13 protein-coding genes, 1 tRNA gene, 3 rRNA genes and 1 other RNA gene are annotated in these 17,000 nt (G+C 41.5%); 1 reads left to right on the forward strand and 17 read right to left on the reverse strand.

The annotated features are described in order from the left end of the window. Positions 1–37: 37 nt before the first annotated feature. The 13 genes from tmk to ffs all read right to left on the reverse strand — a co-directional run bounded on the left by tmk (position 38) and on the right by ffs (position 13,081). On the reverse strand, positions 38–667 hold the full coding sequence (tmk, locus tag R6U77_RS04585; protein ID WP_319837608.1) for a dTMP kinase: 630 nt from the start codon (positions 665–667) through the stop codon (positions 38–40). Positions 668–688: 21 nt separating this feature from the next. Beyond that, a complete protein-coding gene (locus tag R6U77_RS04590) occupies positions 689–2,110 on the reverse strand; it encodes an aminotransferase class I/II-fold pyridoxal phosphate-dependent enzyme (RefSeq protein ID WP_319837609.1) in 1,422 nt (473 codons plus the stop codon). A gap of 69 nt (positions 2,111–2,179) precedes the next feature. After that, positions 2,180–3,034, reverse strand: a complete 855-nt coding sequence (locus tag R6U77_RS04595; RefSeq protein ID WP_319837610.1) for a hypothetical protein — start codon at positions 3,032–3,034, stop codon at positions 2,180–2,182. Beyond that, positions 3,027–3,503 (reverse strand): RNA polymerase sigma factor, encoded by a 477-nt coding sequence (locus R6U77_RS04600; RefSeq protein ID WP_319837611.1) that lies wholly within the window; start codon positions 3,501–3,503, stop codon positions 3,027–3,029. Before R6U77_RS04600 ends, R6U77_RS04595 begins: the two co-directional genes overlap by 8 nt. 601 nt (positions 3,504–4,104) lie before the next feature. Beyond that, positions 4,105–4,220 (reverse strand): 5S ribosomal RNA (gene rrf / locus R6U77_RS04605). 68 nt (positions 4,221–4,288) lie between these two features. Further along, positions 4,289–7,216 (reverse strand): 23S ribosomal RNA (locus R6U77_RS04610). Positions 7,217–7,502: 286 nt separating this feature from the next. Further along, positions 7,503–9,057: ribosomal RNA gene (locus R6U77_RS04615) — 16S ribosomal RNA — on the reverse strand. Together the 16S, 23S and 5S rRNA genes form the textbook arrangement of a ribosomal RNA operon. A 308-nt stretch (positions 9,058–9,365) precedes the next feature. Continuing rightward, on the reverse strand, positions 9,366–9,668 hold the full coding sequence (locus R6U77_RS04620) for a pro-sigmaK processing inhibitor BofA family protein (RefSeq protein ID WP_319837612.1): 303 nt from the start codon (positions 9,666–9,668) through the stop codon (positions 9,366–9,368). Between the two features lie 121 nt (positions 9,669–9,789). After that, positions 9,790–10,005: a YaaL family protein gene (locus R6U77_RS04625; RefSeq protein WP_293929274.1), complete on the reverse strand. Its 216-nt coding sequence runs from the start codon at positions 10,003–10,005 to the stop codon at positions 9,790–9,792. Positions 10,006–10,017: 12 nt separating this feature from the next. Further along, entirely contained in the window at positions 10,018–10,614 is a 597-nt protein-coding gene (gene recR, locus R6U77_RS04630; RefSeq protein WP_319837613.1) for a recombination mediator RecR, read from the reverse strand. A gap of 10 nt (positions 10,615–10,624) precedes the next feature. Beyond that, positions 10,625–10,939, reverse strand: a complete 315-nt coding sequence (locus tag R6U77_RS04635) for a YbaB/EbfC family nucleoid-associated protein (RefSeq protein WP_293929270.1) — start codon at positions 10,937–10,939, stop codon at positions 10,625–10,627. A gap of 31 nt (positions 10,940–10,970) precedes the next feature. Further along, positions 10,971–12,692, reverse strand: coding sequence for a DNA polymerase III subunit gamma/tau (gene dnaX, locus R6U77_RS04640; protein ID WP_319837614.1), 1,722 nt, complete (start codon positions 12,690–12,692; stop codon positions 10,971–10,973). Positions 12,693–12,813: 121 nt separating this feature from the next. Beyond that, positions 12,814–13,081: signal recognition particle sRNA large type (gene ffs, locus R6U77_RS04645), an RNA gene on the reverse strand. A gap of 152 nt (positions 13,082–13,233) precedes the next feature. Here ffs and R6U77_RS04650 point away from each other — a divergent pair. Then, positions 13,234–13,326 (forward strand) — tRNA-Ser (locus R6U77_RS04650). A 91-nt stretch (positions 13,327–13,417) separates the two neighbouring features. Here R6U77_RS04650 and R6U77_RS04655 read toward each other — a convergent pair. The 4 genes from R6U77_RS04655 to R6U77_RS04670 all read right to left on the reverse strand — a co-directional run bounded on the left by R6U77_RS04655 (position 13,418) and on the right by R6U77_RS04670 (position 16,999). Beyond that, positions 13,418–14,293, reverse strand: a complete 876-nt coding sequence (locus R6U77_RS04655) for an anti-sigma-V factor RsiV (protein WP_293929284.1) — start codon at positions 14,291–14,293, stop codon at positions 13,418–13,420. Between the two features lie 2 nt (positions 14,294–14,295). After that, complete coding sequence (locus R6U77_RS04660) at positions 14,296–14,793, reverse strand: RNA polymerase sigma factor SigV (protein ID WP_293929266.1); 498 nt, start codon at positions 14,791–14,793, stop codon at positions 14,296–14,298. A 189-nt stretch (positions 14,794–14,982) separates the two neighbouring features. Next, the gene (locus R6U77_RS04665) at positions 14,983–15,537 is read right to left on the reverse strand and encodes an LOG family protein (protein ID WP_319837615.1); all 555 of its coding nucleotides are present in this window, start codon (positions 15,535–15,537) and stop codon (positions 14,983–14,985) included. A gap of 196 nt (positions 15,538–15,733) precedes the next feature. Next, entirely contained in the window at positions 15,734–16,999 is a 1,266-nt protein-coding gene (locus tag R6U77_RS04670; protein ID WP_319837616.1) for a helix-turn-helix domain-containing protein, read from the reverse strand. Between the last annotated feature and the right edge of the window lies 1 nt (position 17,000).

Here is a 17,000-nt window from a genome sequence, read left to right on the forward strand (position 1 = left end):
TATTATAGCACAATCATATGTTGTAATTCATTTACTTTTAAACTATAACCTCTTTTAAAATATTCCAAACATCTTCAATTACTTCATCTAATGACTTTGAAGCATCTACTATGCGAATGCGCTCTGGATAACGACGCAATACCTCTTCATAGCCAGCATAAACCTTTTCATGAAATGCCAAGCTTTCAACATCTAAGCGATTAATTTCATCCGCACGATTTGCTTGAATTCTAGCTAAACCAACTTGTGGCTGCAAATCAAAGAAAATCGTTAAATCCGGGAGATTTTTCCCTATTGCAAATTCATTAATACTCAAGACCTCATCTACTCCAAGCTCTCTAGCAAAGCCTTGATAGGCAAGTGACGAGTCAATAAATCGATCACATAGCACATGCTTGCCCGCTTGCAATGCAGGTACGACTTTTTCATAAAAATGCTGACTACGTGCTGCCGCATAAAGCAGTGCCTCCGTATGTGCATCCATTTCTGTATATGCTGGATTTAGAATGACTTCTCTAATATTTTCAGCGATTCGAATTCCTCCGGGCTCCCTCGTTGCTAGAAAGTTTACATTGTGCTCCTCTAAACGCTTTATAATATCCTTCAGCACAGATGTTTTTCCAGCTCCATCTGGTCCTTCAAACGTAATAAATAAATTGCTTACCATGTTGTTATATTCCTCCAACTGCTACTTTATGACATAAATTTGCTTTTTATTTAATTGATGATCTCCTTGAAATGCTGCACCTATCGCTAGCAGTTCCTCAAGCTGACTTAATTTTGCCACAGTAATTTTCTCTCCTGGTATAAAGAGCGGAATTCCTGGGGGATAAGGAATAATCATCGACGCTGCTATACGTCCTATTGCATTCATATAAGGTATCCATTCCTTCTCTAATTGCGCCAATTCCTGAAAACTATATTCAGGAATTGTAATTTTCGTTAAGCTGAACTGCGTACTTAACTTTGGTGAAGCTGCACCTTCTTTTGTTAGTAGTTCTTTCACAGCCTCTTTTATACGTATACGCATATCTGCAAAAGGATATGTCTCCCCTCTTTTTAAAAGCGGCAAAATTGCTAGCACTTGCTCTGTATCTGCTAGCTCTACATATAAATGGTTTTTCTCTAGCTTTTCTTTCAATTGGAAGCCTGTATAGCCTGAAACGCGTAATAATAGCTTTAAAGGGTCATCTACTTCAATCACTGTTAAATAATCAATTGCTCGTAGCGATTCAATCCATTGAGCTCGCTTTTCCATTAAATAATGGGCATCTGCTTCAATATATGTGCTTACATAATGTCTTGCATCATCTAATGAAGCTAGCAATAAATATGATGGGCTGCTTGATTGTAGCATGCGCAAATATCGATTGACTTTGTCAATTTCAACTAAGCTCGATTTCACATGTAAAAATGAAGCCATCGTCATCGCTGGCAATGTTTTATGTGCTGATTGTACAACAACATCAGCCCCTAATGTTAAAGCGGATACAGGGAAGCTGGTGCTCGCACAAAAATGTGCCCCATGTGCCTCATCCACTAATACTGGAATTTGATATGTATGACACAAATCAATAATAAGCTTTAAGTGCTCTGTAACAACTCCATAGTATGTAGGCGATGTTAAAATAACTGCCTTCACATCTTGAAAATGCTGTAACGCCTCTTTCACAACGTCTACATGTATATGTGTTGCGCTACAAGTAAGCTCATCCCATTCTGGAGTTACATAAACAGGTTTTACCCCTACAAGCTCTAGTGCATGAAAAATGGATTTATGTGCATTACGTTGTACAAGAACCGTATCCCCTTTTTGACAAACTGCATAAATCATTGCTAAATTACCTATTGTCGAGCCATTCACTAAAAAGAAGCTTCGATCTGCACCATACGTTTGACGTAGCAATTCCTCTGCCTCTGCAATAGCCTCCTCCGGTTGATGGAAATCATCCAACCCTGTTAATTCGGTCACATCATAACGTAAAGCATGCTGTATGTCAGCTGGCAAATATGAAATGTGCCCATTTTTATGGCCTGGGACATGTAACGAATACGGTTCTTGCTTAATAAATTTCTCTAAAGCCTCCACAAGTGGTCGTTCTCGCTTCATTTTCTTTCACTCCGTTCATAATTCTGCTTCTATTATACATGAAAAGCGTGCGAGGAATGACCTCACACGCTACATTATTAACAGAGAACTAAAGCCTATTAGAATATAACATATATGATAAACAATAATTTTGTAACGCCAGCTTTCTCCTCCATAGCGGGCTTCCAGCCATAACTTTAACCCTCCACCTATAATGGCAGCAGCAAAACTGCTAAACACAAATGGGTTTTTAAAAAGATAAAGAGGAGCAACAATAATCAATAAAGTTATTACATCTATTGCATATGACCATTTCGTTGAATACAAAGGTAGCTTCTTGCCGTTATGCCCTTGTGGACGTATTCGCTTCTCAAGTACCCATAGTAAACACATCATAATAAGCAAAATCAACAAATTATTGCTGTCTGTAAGAGGGAAAATTGGCCCGGTTAACGCATTATACAAATCGAGATTTTCTACGACATACCATTGCCCATTTCTATCACCTACATGTATATTTTCTGCCCACTCAATAAAATATTGCTCCACTACCCCATTTTCATATGTTAATTGAACCGTATATGTAATATTAGGCGTTTGAGATAGTGTAATTGGCTTCATTTCATGTAAAGCTTGTTCAAAGCTATCACGTAGTGAAGGGCTTGTTATATTTTTTACATCCCAACGATAAATAGAGCTTGGATTCCCTTCACCTAACGTCCCTAAAATTTGAACAATCGTATCAGGTTCAAACGCTGTTTTATCATACGACTTAGAAGAGGGAATTGTAATAAACAGTAAACATGCAATTAACACCATGATTGGGGGCAACACAATAGGTAATAACGGCGTACGCCTTTTTTGTAGTCGTTGCTCCAGTAAACGATATTGCTGTTCTTTCTTTTCTATGTTTGGCTTCACAGCTAATTGTTTAAAATCAAACATCCTCTTCCCTCCCCATTATGCTTCGTAGCGCTTTTAACCCCTGTGCAGTGTAGTTCTTCACTTGTACTTCTGATAGCTCTAAATAGTAGGCAACCTCTTTTACTGATAATTCTTCAATATAACGAAGAACAATCACTTCTCGATAATTCATTTTGATTTTCGCTAATGCCTTATACAGCTCCTGTACTTCTTGTGTACGTAATAACAAATCTTCAGGTAAAGGAGCCTCATCTTCATAATCTGTTTTAGTTAATGGCAGCCATTTTAATAGCCGTTTACGCCTAAAATGGTCATACACTAGGTTGCGAGCAATTCGAATCAGTAGTGCTTTTTCATTTTGCACTTGTTTCGTATGATAAAAGCGAATAAATGTTTCTTGAACAAAATCATCGACAATTGCTGGGTTTGTCGTTAAAAAGAGTATGTATTGATAAATTGCTTCATAGTGTTGCTCATATGTATCACGCACTTCATTCCCTCCTTCTTATAATTAAAGACGAATAAGCAGCTAATTGGAATTAGTTATGGAAGAAATTTTTATAAGGAATTAGTAAAAGAGTTTAGGAGTAGCATGAATCCAGTTGAATACTCGCTCGAAAGATATGATTCATCCAATCTTATCAGGTGAGAAGTGTTTCCATACAATTAACTTGTTGTTGCGAAGCGATGTCCTATTCTCACAGGGGCACCCTCAACATAGCATATTGGAGCAAAAAAATTATTTATTTTACCTTAAAACAAACTTATTTTTCATAATTTACAATGTGGAGGGCTTGAACATTTAGTGTTTATGGCAAAGTCTATCAGCAAGTTTCTATGTTTTATCAGTAACTTTGATACTTCTATCGGCAAATAGTATCGCTTATACGAAGCGTCGTTCTACTCTCATAAGATTTTTCAACCATATTTTGTATTATGAGAGCTATCAAAAATAACTCGCCTATTTTGGGTAGAAATTCGCCCGATTATGCATTGAACTCGCCCGTAAAACAACTTATTTAGCCCAATTTAATTAGCGGGGGATTTTATATGCACAAAAAAACCACTAAATATTCAGTGGTCTCATTGTTGCGAAGCGACGTCCTACTCTCACAGGGGGAAACCCCCAACTACCATTGGCGCTAAAGAGCTTAACTTCCGTGTTCGGTATGGGAACGGGTGTGACCTCTTTGCCATCATCACTTCACCGTATTAAATTGGAAAGAAATTATTCTTTCAAAACTGGATAAACGGTCATTGAAACAAGTTTAGAATGTGGTTAAGTCCTCGATCGATTAGTATTCGTCAGCTCCATGTGTCGCCACACTTCCACCTCGAACCTATCTACCTCATCGTCTTTGAGGGATCTTACTTACTTGCGTAATGGGAAATCTCATCTTGAGGGGGGCTTCATGCTTAGATGCTTTCAGCACTTATCCCGTCCATACATAGCTACCCAGCGATGCCGTTGGCACGACAACTGGTACACCAGCGGTATGTCCATCCCGGTCCTCTCGTACTAAGGACAGCTCCTCTCAAATTTCCTACGCCCACGACGGATAGGGACCGAACTGTCTCACGACGTTCTGAACCCAGCTCGCGTACCGCTTTAATGGGCGAACAGCCCAACCCTTGGGACCGACTACAGCCCCAGGATGCGATGAGCCGACATCGAGGTGCCAAACCTCCCCGTCGATGTGGACTCTTGGGGGAGATAAGCCTGTTATCCCCGGGGTAGCTTTTATCCGTTGAGCGATGGCCCTTCCATGCGGAACCACCGGATCACTAAGCCCGTCTTTCGACCCTGCTCGACTTGTAGGTCTCGCAGTCAAGCTCCCTTGTGCCTTTACACTCTACGAATGATTTCCAACCATTCTGAGGGAACCTTTGGGCGCCTCCGTTACCTTTTAGGAGGCGACCGCCCCAGTCAAACTGTCCGCCTGACACTGTCTCCTGCCCCGCTAAGGGGCATGGGTTAGAATTTCAATACAACCAGGGTAGTATCCCACCGACGCCTCCTTCGAAGCTAGCGCTCCGAGATCTCTGGCTCCTACCTATCCTGTACAAGTTGTACCAAAATTCAATATCAAGCTACAGTAAAGCTCCACGGGGTCTTTCCGTCCTGTCGCGGGTAACCTGCATCTTCACAGGTACTATAATTTCACCGAGTCTCTCGTTGAGACAGTGCCCAGATCGTTACGCCTTTCGTGCGGGTCGGAACTTACCCGACAAGGAATTTCGCTACCTTAGGACCGTTATAGTTACGGCCGCCGTTTACTGGGGCTTCAATTCATAGCTTCGCTTGCGCTAACCACTCCTCTTAACCTTCCAGCACCGGGCAGGCGTCAGCCCCTATACGTCACCTTACGGTTTTGCAGAGACCTGTGTTTTTGCTAAACAGTCGCCTGGGCCTATTCACTGCGGCTCTCATGCGCTTGCACGCTCAAGAGCACCCCTTCTCCCGAAGTTACGGGGTCATTTTGCCGAGTTCCTTAACGAGAGTTCTCTCGCACACCTTAGGATTCTCTCCTCGACTACCTGTGTCGGTTTGCGGTACGGGTACCTCCCACCTCGTTAGAGGCTTTTCTTGGCAGTGTGAGATCAGGAACTTCGTCCATACGGACTCGTCATCACAGCTCAACGTATCAGTGTGCGGATTTGCCTACACACACGCCTTACTGCTTGAACAGAGACAACCAACGCTCTGCTTACCCTACCCTCCTGCGTCCCCCCATTACTCAAACGGTGGGGAGGTAGTACAGGAATATCAACCTGTTGTCCATCGCCTACGCCTATCGGCCTCGGCTTAGGTCCCGACTAACCCTGAGCGGACGAGCCTTCCTCAGGAAACCTTAGTCATACGGTGGACGGGATTCTCACCCGTCTTTCGCTACTCATACCGGCATTCTCACTTCTAAGCGCTCCACCAGTCCTTCCGGTCTGACTTCAACGCACTTAGAACGCTCTCCTACCACTGACATCGTAGATGTCAATCCACAGCTTCGGTGAATCGTTTAGCCCCGATACATTTTCGGCGCAGTGTCACTCGACCAGTGAGCTATTACGCACTCTTTAAATGATGGCTGCTTCTAAGCCAACATCCTGGTTGTCTAAGCAACGCCACATCCTTTTCCACTTAACGATTACTTTGGGACCTTAGCTGGTGGTCTGGGCTGTTTCCCTCTTGACTACGGATCTTATCACTCGCAGTCTGACTCCCGTGCATAAATATCCGGCATTCGGAGTTTGTCTGAATTCGGTAAAGCGAGATGCCCCCCTAGTCCAAACAGTGCTCTACCTCCGGTATTCTCTATCACGAGGCTAGCCCTAAAGCTATTTCGGAGAGAACCAGCTATCTCCAGGTTCGATTGGAATTTCTCCGCTACCCACAGCTCATCCCCGCACTTTTCAACGTGCGTGGGTTCGGGCCTCCAGTAAGTGTTACCTTACCTTCACCCTGGCCATGGGTAGATCACCTGGTTTCGGGTCTACGACAACGTACTCACTCGCCCTATTCAGACTCGCTTTCGCTGCGGCTCCGCTTTCTCAGCTTAACCTTGCACGTTATCGTAACTCGCCGGTTCATTCTACAAAAGGCACGCTATCACCCATTAACGGGCTCTAACTACTTGTAGGCACACGGTTTCAGGATCTCTTTCACTCCCCTTCCGGGGTGCTTTTCACCTTTCCCTCACGGTACTGGTTCACTATCGGTCACTAGGGAGTATTTAGCCTTGGGAGATGGTCCTCCCGGATTCCGACGGAATTTCACGTGTTCCGCCGTACTCAGGATCCACTCTGGAGGGAATGAACTTTCGATTACAGGGCTTTTACCTGCTCTGGCGGACCTTTCCAAGTCGCTTCATCTACTTCATTCCTTTGTAACTCCGTATAGAGTGTCCTACAACCCCAAAGAGCAAGCTCTTTGGTTTGGGCTTTTCCCGTTTCGCTCGCCGCTACTCAGGGAATCGAATTTTCTTTCTCTTCCTGCAGGTACTTAGATGTTTCAGTTCCCTGCGTCTGTCTTCCATACGCTATGAATTCACGTAAGGATACTATGCCATTAAACATAGTGGGTTTCCCCATTCGGAAATCCCCGGATCAAAGCTTACTTACAGCTCCCCGAGGCATATCGGTGTTAGTGCCGTCCTTCATCGACTCCTAGTGCCAAGGCATCCACCGTGCGCCCTTAATAACTTAACCTACAGCTTCCAACATCTAAGATGTTGTACCACTTTTTTGTTAGTTACAACTTATTTCAATAAAGAAATAAGATTTAAGAACTTACACGATCAATTACTTGATCTATTTTAAACTTGTTGCTTTCAATGTCGTTTTATCCAGTTTTCAAAGAACAATGGTTTGAAGTATTCATCAAAGGATGAACCTTCAAAACTGAACAGCAAGATTTCCTGTACCAACAGCGTTAGCGAAAGGTACAAGTCGTGAATGGTATCTCCCGTAGGAGATATTCCGAAAATATCCTTAGAAAGGAGGTGATCCAGCCGCACCTTCCGATACGGCTACCTTGTTACGACTTCACCCCAATCATCTATCCCACCTTCGGCGGCTGGCTCCAAAAGGTTACCTCACCGACTTCGGGTGTTACAAACTCTCGTGGTGTGACGGGCGGTGTGTACAAGGCCCGGGAACGTATTCACCGCGGCATGCTGATCCGCGATTACTAGCGATTCCGGCTTCATGTAGGCGAGTTGCAGCCTACAATCCGAACTGAGAACGGTTTTATCGGATTAGCTCCCCCTCGCGGGTTGGCAACCGTTTGTACCGTCCATTGTAGCACGTGTGTAGCCCAGGTCATAAGGGGCATGATGATTTGACGTCATCCCCACCTTCCTCCGGTTTATCACCGGCAGTCACCTTAGAGTGCCCAACTAAATGATGGCAACTAAGATCAAGGGTTGCGCTCGTTGCGGGACTTAACCCAACATCTCACGACACGAGCTGACGACAACCATGCACCACCTGTCACCATTGTCCCCGAAGGGAAAACCATGTCTCCATAGTTGTCAACGGGATGTCAAGACCTGGTAAGGTTCTTCGCGTTGCTTCGAATTAAACCACATGCTCCACCGCTTGTGCGGGCCCCCGTCAATTCCTTTGAGTTTCAGTCTTGCGACCGTACTCCCCAGGCGGAGTGCTTAATGCGTTAGCTGCAGCACTAAGGGGCGGAAACCCCCTAACACTTAGCACTCATCGTTTACGGCGTGGACTACCAGGGTATCTAATCCTGTTTGCTCCCCACGCTTTCGCGCCTCAGCGTCAGTTACAGACCAGAAAGTCGCCTTCGCCACTGGTGTTCCTCCAAATCTCTACGCATTTCACCGCTACACTTGGAATTCCACTTTCCTCTTCTGCACTCAAGTTCCCCAGTTTCCAATGACCCTCCCCGGTTGAGCCGGGGGCTTTCACATCAGACTTAAAGAACCGCCTGCGCGCGCTTTACGCCCAATAATTCCGGACAACGCTTGCCACCTACGTATTACCGCGGCTGCTGGCACGTAGTTAGCCGTGGCTTTCTAATAAGGTACCGTCAAGGTACAGCCAGTTACTACTGTACTTGTTCTTCCCTTACAACAGAGTTTTACGATCCGAAAACCTTCTTCACTCACGCGGCGTTGCTCCATCAGGCTTTCGCCCATTGTGGAAGATTCCCTACTGCTGCCTCCCGTAGGAGTCTGGGCCGTGTCTCAGTCCCAGTGTGGCCGATCACCCTCTCAGGTCGGCTACGCATCGTCGCCTTGGTGAGCCATTACCTCACCAACTAGCTAATGCGCCGCGGGCCCATCCTGTAGCGATAGCAGAACCATCTTTCAACTTTCAAACATGTGTTCAAAAGTATCATTCGGTATTAGCACCGGTTTCCCGGAGTTATCCCCATCTACAAGGTAGGTTGCCCACGTGTTACTCACCCGTCCGCCGCTAGCGTTACTTCGGTGCAAGCACCAAAGTAACGCCCGCTCGACTTGCATGTATTAGGCACGCCGCCAGCGTTCGTCCTGAGCCAGGATCAAACTCTCCATAAAAAGAATTTGAGTTAAGCTCAAATTGCTGGCATCTTAATGATGTCCAAAATTGTGTTTCATCTATTAAATGAAACGTTTTATTCATTCACGTCTTGCTTGTTCAGTTTTCAAGGTTCATATTCATTTACCTATTTGGTAAGTGACTTTTAATAGTTTAACACTACTCTTCATCACTGTCAACACCAAATTAGCAACTTTTAAAATATATCATACTTTTAAGACTGTAGTCAATATTTTTCTTTGTTAACTCGTCGCCTTAACGACTTTACCTATAATATCATCATAAATAATTTTGTGCAATAGTTTTTTTAAAAATTTAATAAAAAAGTTGTGAAGGCTATGCATAGTATGCCTGGTATGCCTAAAAACGTCACTGTTGCTATTGAGAAAATATTAATTGGTAGCACATAACCTTGCATCGCTAACAATAAATGAGCAACAAACAAAATCATCACTGCAAAAGCTAGCTTAAACCAAATAACCGCTAATTTTTCAAATATCATAGTCCAATTCAGCTTACTTACGATGAATAGAACGAAAAGCGAAATCATGCTAATGCCAAGTATTTTATAAATACTAATCACTCCTTGCAAATGTATTCTACAGAACATATGCAAAAGTTGTAGCGATTATTTCTATTGCATGCATCTAAATTTACAACATATTAACCATACATTAAAAATAGCCATCTGAATAATGACATGTGAAGCACCATTTTCAGACAGCTATATGTTATTTGAGGTTTACTCGGCGAATTCTAGCTTCCTTAAATAAGAAGAAGTGCACACTCTCAGCAGCTTTTCGTTGTGCCTCAATGTCTAAGTTGAAGTCATCTGATAACTCTTCGATCACTTTCGAATTATGCCAATCTTCCTTTGTTTCTTTCATAAGGCTTACTAATTTTTCATCGAATTCTTTTTTCAATTTTCCTTTTCGAGAAAAAAACATACTTCACACACCTTACAGCTCGCGTCTACCTTCCAACGCTTTAGATAAAGTAACTTCATCGGCATACTCCAAGTCGCCACCTACAGGTAAACCATGAGCGATTCTCGTTGTTCGAATACCAGAGGGCTTGACAAGGCGAGAAATGTACATCGCCGTTGCTTCCCCTTCAATTGTAGGGTTTGTTGCTAAAATGAGCTCTTGCACACGCTCATCATGTAGCCTAGTTAATAAAGAAGCAATATTAATATCCTCAGGTCCAACACCTTCAATAGGTGAGATTGCGCCATGTAATACGTGATACATTCCATTATAATCACGCATTTTTTCCATTGCGATAACATCTTTTGGATCTTGTACTACACAAATCATCGATACGTCACGTTGCTTATCTGCGCAGATGTGGCATGGATCAACATCCGTTATATGACCACATTGGGAACAGTACATTAAATTACGCTTTGCATCAACTAATGCTTTTGCAAACGATAAAACCGTATCTTCCTTCATTGTTAACACGAAAAATGCCAGACGAGCCGCAGTTTTCGGCCCAATGCCTGGCAGTTTCATAAAGCTATCAATAAGCTTTGAAATTGGTTCAGGATAGTGCATATTCTACCTCCTAGAATGGAAGGTTTAAGCCTTGTGTGAATTTACCCATTGTTGAATTTGTAGTTTCTTCTACTTTTTTCAATGCATCATTCGTTGCCACAACGATTAAGTCTTGTAACATTTCGATATCTTCAGGATCTACTACAGATTCATCAAGGTTTACTTCAAGCATTTCGCGTTGACCGTTCATGATTACTTTCACAACACCGCCACCTGCTGAGCCTTCAAATTGCTGTGCATTTAAAGCCTCCTGTGCCTCCATCATTTCCTTTTGCATTTTTTGCATTTTTTTCATCATACCTTGCATATTGCCCATACCACGCATAATTAAATTCCTCCTATTTAATCAAAATAATTTATTCCTCGATAACTTCAACAAAATCTTTACCGAATAATGCCTCAGCCTCCACGATCAGTGGGTCCTGAGATGCTATTGGCTGTGCATCATCAATAAATGGTTGCGCCTCTTCCTGAACCTGCTCGCTACTTTTAGTATTTAAACCGTTATCACGAATAAAGTTTTCTCGTAGCTCAAGCCACGAGCTTTCTGGAATACACAGCACCTCATACACTGTACCAATTTGAGCTGCTAATGTTTGCGTAAACATCGTTAATAAAGATTGATTTTCAGCTACCATTTGACAATGTATATCATACTTGAATTTTAACACAAAAGCACTAGAAGATGCTGCAACGGGCTCTGCTTCTGCTAAAAGTGCGGCCTGTGATTTTTGCATTTGGTTTAAGCCTTGCGCCCAAGCTGATTTGATTTTTTGTATGTCTTCCTTTGTTGCGCCTTTCAGCACTTCGTAAATGCGGCCTGTTTGCGGCTTGAAGCCATTCGGCGTTTTCGCCCTTTGACGAGGTGCCTGCTTTTCCTGTTGCACGGGGTTGCCATTTGCTAATTGCTCCGTCAGCTGTTGAACAAGTCTCTCTAATGTGACAACCTTTTCCTCTAAAGCTGGATTAACACCTACAGTTGCTACGGGGCTTGATGTAAATTGCGTTATTTTTAATAAAGCTGTTTCTAAGTAGATTTTCGTATGATGCGAAAAGCGCATTTCTTGCTGTGTTTGTGACAATGTATCAATAAAACCATACAGCGTATCTGCTGAAAACTGCTGCGCTAATTGAATGAACTTATCCTCCATTGTAACAAGCTCTAGCAGCTCGCTTAAATCTCCGCCTGTCTGTAGTAGTAACAGGTCGCGGAAAAAGGTAATAAGATCCTCTGTTAAGCGTAGCGGCTCTTTTCCATCCGCAACTAGCTGCTCTAACAAAACTAATACTTTTGCTACATCCTTTTGCTGTATCGCAAGTGTCAGCTCGTAAAACACGTCTTGGCTTACAGAGCCTGTTACAAAAAGCGCATCCTCAACTTTCACAACATCCTTACTAAAGGAGACAACTTGATCTAGCAAGCTTAATGCATCACGCATCCCCCCAGCAGCTGCTTGTGTAATAACTTTTAATGCTTGTTCCTCAAATGGAAGGTCAATATCCTCCAAGACCACTTTCAAACGCTCTAAAATATCAATAGAAGAAAAACGTTTAAAATCAAAGCGTTGACAACGTGAAATAATTGTGGCTGGTAGCTTATGGGGTTCTGTCGTTGCTAAAACGAATACGACATGGGCTGGTGGCTCCTCCAATGTTTTGAGCAACGCATTAAAGGCACTTGTCGATAGCATATGTACCTCGTCAATAATATAAACTTTAAAGCGTGCATTTGCTGGTGTAAAATGAACTTTTTCGATTACATCGCGCATTTCTTCTACGCGTGAGTTAGAGGCTGCATCGAATTCAATAATATCTGGGTGGGAGCCTTCTGTAATGCTTTTACACGTAGCACATTCATTACATGGCTCACTCGTTGGGGCATGCTCACAGTTTAAAGTTTTCGCAAAAATTCTAGCCGTACTCGTTTTCCCTGTACCACGCGGACCCGAAAAAAGATACGCATGCGTTGTTTTATTTGCGAGGAGGGCATTTTGTAGCGTTCTTTTTATATGTACCTGCCCTGACATTTCCCGAAAAGACTGAGGGCGATAGACACGATAAAATGCTTGATACGTCAACGGTTTCCTCTCCTTTGTTTGAATTCATTAGCTATAGTATAGCACTAATTATATAATTTTTTCTTTAAAAAAAGCGCACCCATCATAATGAGATGGATGCGCTATAATTGGCAATTTAATGCCGTGCACCTTCCTTCGACAGCCGCACATAAGCGTTACTCTTGTCGACAGCTCAGGTTAGGCTACCCCGCGGCACATGAGTGAAACCACTTAATGCTGCTTCCTTCCGGACCTGACATAGTTCATGGGTACCCATTGCGCAGGACCCAACCGTCAACACTACGTGCAAAAGGCAGACCAAACAATACGGACAGCCTCAGAAAAGGAATTCAATCTTGCTAGAGCGGATTGCAAGTTACAGGGCACCGCTACCTCCCCATCTAGCACGGCATTTATAAGTATACTCATATAAAGTAGAAAAAGCAACGGATTACACATAGGAATTTAATGTATACTACTAAATCAAATAATTTCTTCAAAAAATACTTGACCATGATTTCAATACATGATATTCTAATTCTTGTCGATAAGACATCTATATGGAGGAATACCCAAGTCCGGCTGAAGGGATCGGTCTTGAAAACCGACAGGCGGGTTACACCGCGCGGGGGTTCGAATCCCTCTTCCTCCGCCATATTTTTAAAATTCCAACCGCTACTATTATGTAGCGGTTTTTTAATGTAAATAAGAGAAGCTATCTAAATTTGGATAGCTTCTCTTATTTGTTAATGAATATATTCGTTGCTTACAAGTGTGTCTTGCAGTACATCTGTCGGTATTTCAAATTCTACAACACCCATATAACCAGGTGCCACTTCATATTTATCAAAAACAATAACAAGCTTACCTTGCTCTGTAATATAGAAGTTTTGATCTGCTTTAATTTTTGTAAAGAGGTCCACTAAGCTTTCATCCTCAAGACCTGCACCGCTTACCCAGTACATTTTATCTTGATTTGTCGCTTTCATTTCTTGTCGCATTTGGTCTGCGATATAAGTGCTAATCTTCTCTACATAAGCATCGTCTTTAAATAAGCTTGGTAATGTAATAACAATTTCCTTTTGCTTATCAATCGTATCATATTTCATAACAGTCGATGAAGACCCGACCATTTCTACTACATAGCGACCGATTGATAAAATTTGCTCTGTATCTGTTGCAACGATATAGCCACTATCTACACCTAAATGGCCACCTTCATTTGAATTCATCCAGTCAACGTCTTTTTCAAATTGCTCAAATAATGCCTTGCCTTCTGCTGCATATTTTTCATTTAATGCGGCTATTTCTTCTGATTTTCCAGCAATTTTTGGAACAGCGATATTTGCTGAATATGTGTCCTCTTCCACCTCATAGCTGACAAATGTGAGGACACTTACTACATCACCTAGCAATGGTACACCTATTAAGTTTTTCGCCATTGCTGGATTAATATTTAAACCAGCAGTAAATATAGCTGTTGCAGCAACTGCGCCTAAAATCCATTTTGGGGCACGTCTTTTTGGTCGTTGCTTCAAGCTTGTTTCTACTATCAAATCAAGATTTTTAGGTATCGGTACATCTTTATATTGCTGCTCTAGCTTTTTTAAACGCTCATCCATCATTACAAACCTTCTTCCTCTTGTAGTTGTATCCTTAATAGCTTTAACGCCTTATACAATCTGGATTTAATTGTGCTAATATTTGTATCTAACACCCTTGCAACATCCTCTATTTTTAAATCTTCGAAATAACGTAAAATAACGACTTCTCGATAAACGGTCGGTAAGTTATCTAGCGCTATTTCTAGATCCGTATTTTCATACGTGTCGATTTGCTGTGGCGTTAAGTGCACAAGTTTGTCATCTTCCATTACCTGTTGACGCTTATGCTTACGGAGGAAATCGATAGCTGTGCGCACGACAATTTTATAAAACCAGCTCCTCATTTGATCTTCATTTTGCAATGTATGAAGAGATTGTAATGCTTTTTGAATACTGTCCTGCACAACATCTAACGCATCCTGCTCATTTTTTGTATAGCTATAAGCAAGATAATAAAAGCGCTCCTTGTTGTTTCGGATAAATGTTATTAAATTTTGTTCCGCGCGCGAATTACTCATTTCCGAAATACTCCTTTTTTTAATGTATACAACTACTAGACGGATAAGTTTATAAAAAAGTTTAAATTGTTTTGGTGCCAGGCACACATACAATTTAACATGGTTTGCACTAAAAAAGAAGCTAGGGCAAAAAGAAAAATGTTAAACCACAATACAATTGGTCTAACATTTTTGGAATTTACCGCCAAGTTAAGTTATATCAATTTTTATACTAGCCTCTAAAATGTCGATGATTTGCTGTGCAGATGTTGTAATATGTAACAAGCTGCGTTGCTCTGCTCGTATAAAGCCTTCATCTAGCATTTTTTCAAAGTGTTGTGCGATGGCGTCGTAAAAGCCGTTCACATTGTATAAAATGACAGGCTTTTCATGTAAGCCAATTTGCGCCCAAGTGAAAACTTCAAAATACTCATCAAGTGTGCCGCAACCACCTGGCAATGCAATAAATGCATCCGCTAATTCCACCATCTTTGCCTTTCGTACATGCATCGATTCAACAAAGTGAATTTCCGTTAAGCTTGTATGAGCAATTTCACGCTGCTGTAAATGTGTAGGCATCACACCAATTACTTTGCCACCCGCGTGCAATGCTGCATCTGCCACTTGTCCCATTAAACCAATATTAGAACCCCCATAAATAACACCATGCCCCGCGTTTGCTAAGGCTGTGCCAAGCTGTGCTGCCGCCTCTTTATATATGCCCGATTTCCCGATTTGTGAACCACAATATACTGCTATATTCATTAAAAATGCACCTACCTTTTCTTCTATTATATTAATAGACAAGGTAGGTGCATGACTAGTTGCTGTAGAAATATTTAACGAAATAATTACATTTTACTTTGGGTTGCCAAGGTCAACATCATTTAATGGGGCAACCTCGTTAGACATCGGAACACTCACTAATAATAAAGCTAATACTAAAATCCATTTTTTCATTTTACATAACTCCTTTATTTTTAATATAGTGATACCTTTTTAATAATTCATATGCTTGCTTATATTTGCGTTTTTCCTCTAAATAAGGAATATAGTATTCAAGCGCCTCTACTAAATAAACGTCTTCCTTTTCCTCTTCAAAAAGGCGCATTGCTTGTAAAATATATTGCTCGAAATCATCATAGTTTTGCTGTGCATAAGCAATCTTTGCTCGTGAAAAGATTACTAGCGAATTAGGTATAACCGCCTTATATTGCTCTAGCTTATCATCTGCTCTGTTTAAGCTACCTTGTTTAATATAAATATTAATTAACAAATAAATTGTTTTGACCTTATCTATTTGTGGAGCATCTTTTCTAAGCTCTAAACAATGCAACAGCATTTTTTCAGCCTCTTCATAATTTTCCTGTTCGAAATACACTAGACCTAAATTATGATAAAGCTTCCCAATAATCAAAACTTCTTTTAACTGAATTAATTCACTTAGTGCGATGCCATATTGATAATAGCTTTGTGCCTGTTGATAGTCTTTTTCCTTTTGAAATAGAGCACCAAATAAATTATAGGAATGGATTGCTGCAATCCAGTTTTGGATGCGCAATTCGTAGTGGAGTACTTTATTTAAGCTATTGCACGCCTTTTCTATATTCCCCAATTGGTAATAACACAATGCTAAATTGTAACGAACTGGTATTTGGTCAGCGACAGCATATGAACTATTTAATGCTTGCTGATAATGCAACAAGCTTTGCTCATAATCTTTTTGCATGAAAAAGTACGTGCCACATATTTTTAAATACTTATATTGCAGCTCTGGAGGAACATCCTGTAAATCTATGATGCCCTGCAGCTCTCGTTCAAACAGCTTCTTTGCCTCATCATTTTGATGGAGGTTAGCGTAAACATCAAAACGTAGAAGATTTAAATTGAGCTCCTGCCAAACCGAGGACACGTATGTAAGCTTTTCTTGGTACTTATTGAATATACTTTGCGCTTGCTGGAATTGATGATTTTTGATGCCGCTCTCTATACATTCAATAACCTCCACAATTTCTGAATCATCCTCATAAAAGTCTGTTAAATAATGTGAAGGTACATCTAACCTTTTAGCCATTAATCGCAATGTCTCAGTTGGAGGTTGATATCTCCCCTTTTCAATATTGCTAAAATGAGAATTGGATACAATACCTGTATAAACATACTCACGAGAAAAGCCTTTTAGCATCCTTATTTTTCTTATTCTATTACCTATGTGCAAAAGGTCCACC

Origin of the sequence: Lysinibacillus louembei, assembly GCF_033880585.1 — a bacterium.
GTDB classification, from domain to species: domain Bacteria; phylum Bacillota; class Bacilli; order Bacillales_A; family Planococcaceae; genus Metasolibacillus; species Metasolibacillus louembei.

Excerpts from the sequence above, each read along its gene's own strand:
- tmk (WP_319837608.1), bottom strand. The coding sequence starts at position 667 with ATGGTAAGCAATTTATTTATTACGTTTGAAGGACCAGATGGAGCTGGA.
- R6U77_RS04590 (WP_319837609.1), bottom strand. The coding sequence starts at position 2,110 with ATGAAGCGAGAACGACCACTTGTGGAGGCTTTAGAGAAATTTATTAAG.
- R6U77_RS04595 (WP_319837610.1), bottom strand. The coding sequence starts at position 3,034 with ATGTTTGATTTTAAACAATTAGCTGTGAAGCCAAACATAGAAAAGAAA.
- R6U77_RS04620 (WP_319837612.1), bottom strand. The coding sequence starts at position 9,668 with ATGTTCTGTAGAATACATTTGCAAGGAGTGATTAGTATTTATAAAATA.
- R6U77_RS04625 (WP_293929274.1), bottom strand. The coding sequence starts at position 10,005 with ATGTTTTTTTCTCGAAAAGGAAAATTGAAAAAAGAATTCGATGAAAAA.
- recR (WP_319837613.1), bottom strand. The coding sequence starts at position 10,614 with ATGCACTATCCTGAACCAATTTCAAAGCTTATTGATAGCTTTATGAAA.
- R6U77_RS04635 (WP_293929270.1), bottom strand. The coding sequence starts at position 10,939 with ATGCGTGGTATGGGCAATATGCAAGGTATGATGAAAAAAATGCAAAAA.
- R6U77_RS04655 (WP_293929284.1), bottom strand. The coding sequence starts at position 14,293 with ATGGATGAGCGTTTAAAAAAGCTAGAGCAGCAATATAAAGATGTACCG.
- R6U77_RS04660 (WP_293929266.1), bottom strand. The coding sequence starts at position 14,793 with ATGAGTAATTCGCGCGCGGAACAAAATTTAATAACATTTATCCGAAAC.
- R6U77_RS04665 (WP_319837615.1), bottom strand. The coding sequence starts at position 15,537 with ATGAATATAGCAGTATATTGTGGTTCACAAATCGGGAAATCGGGCATA.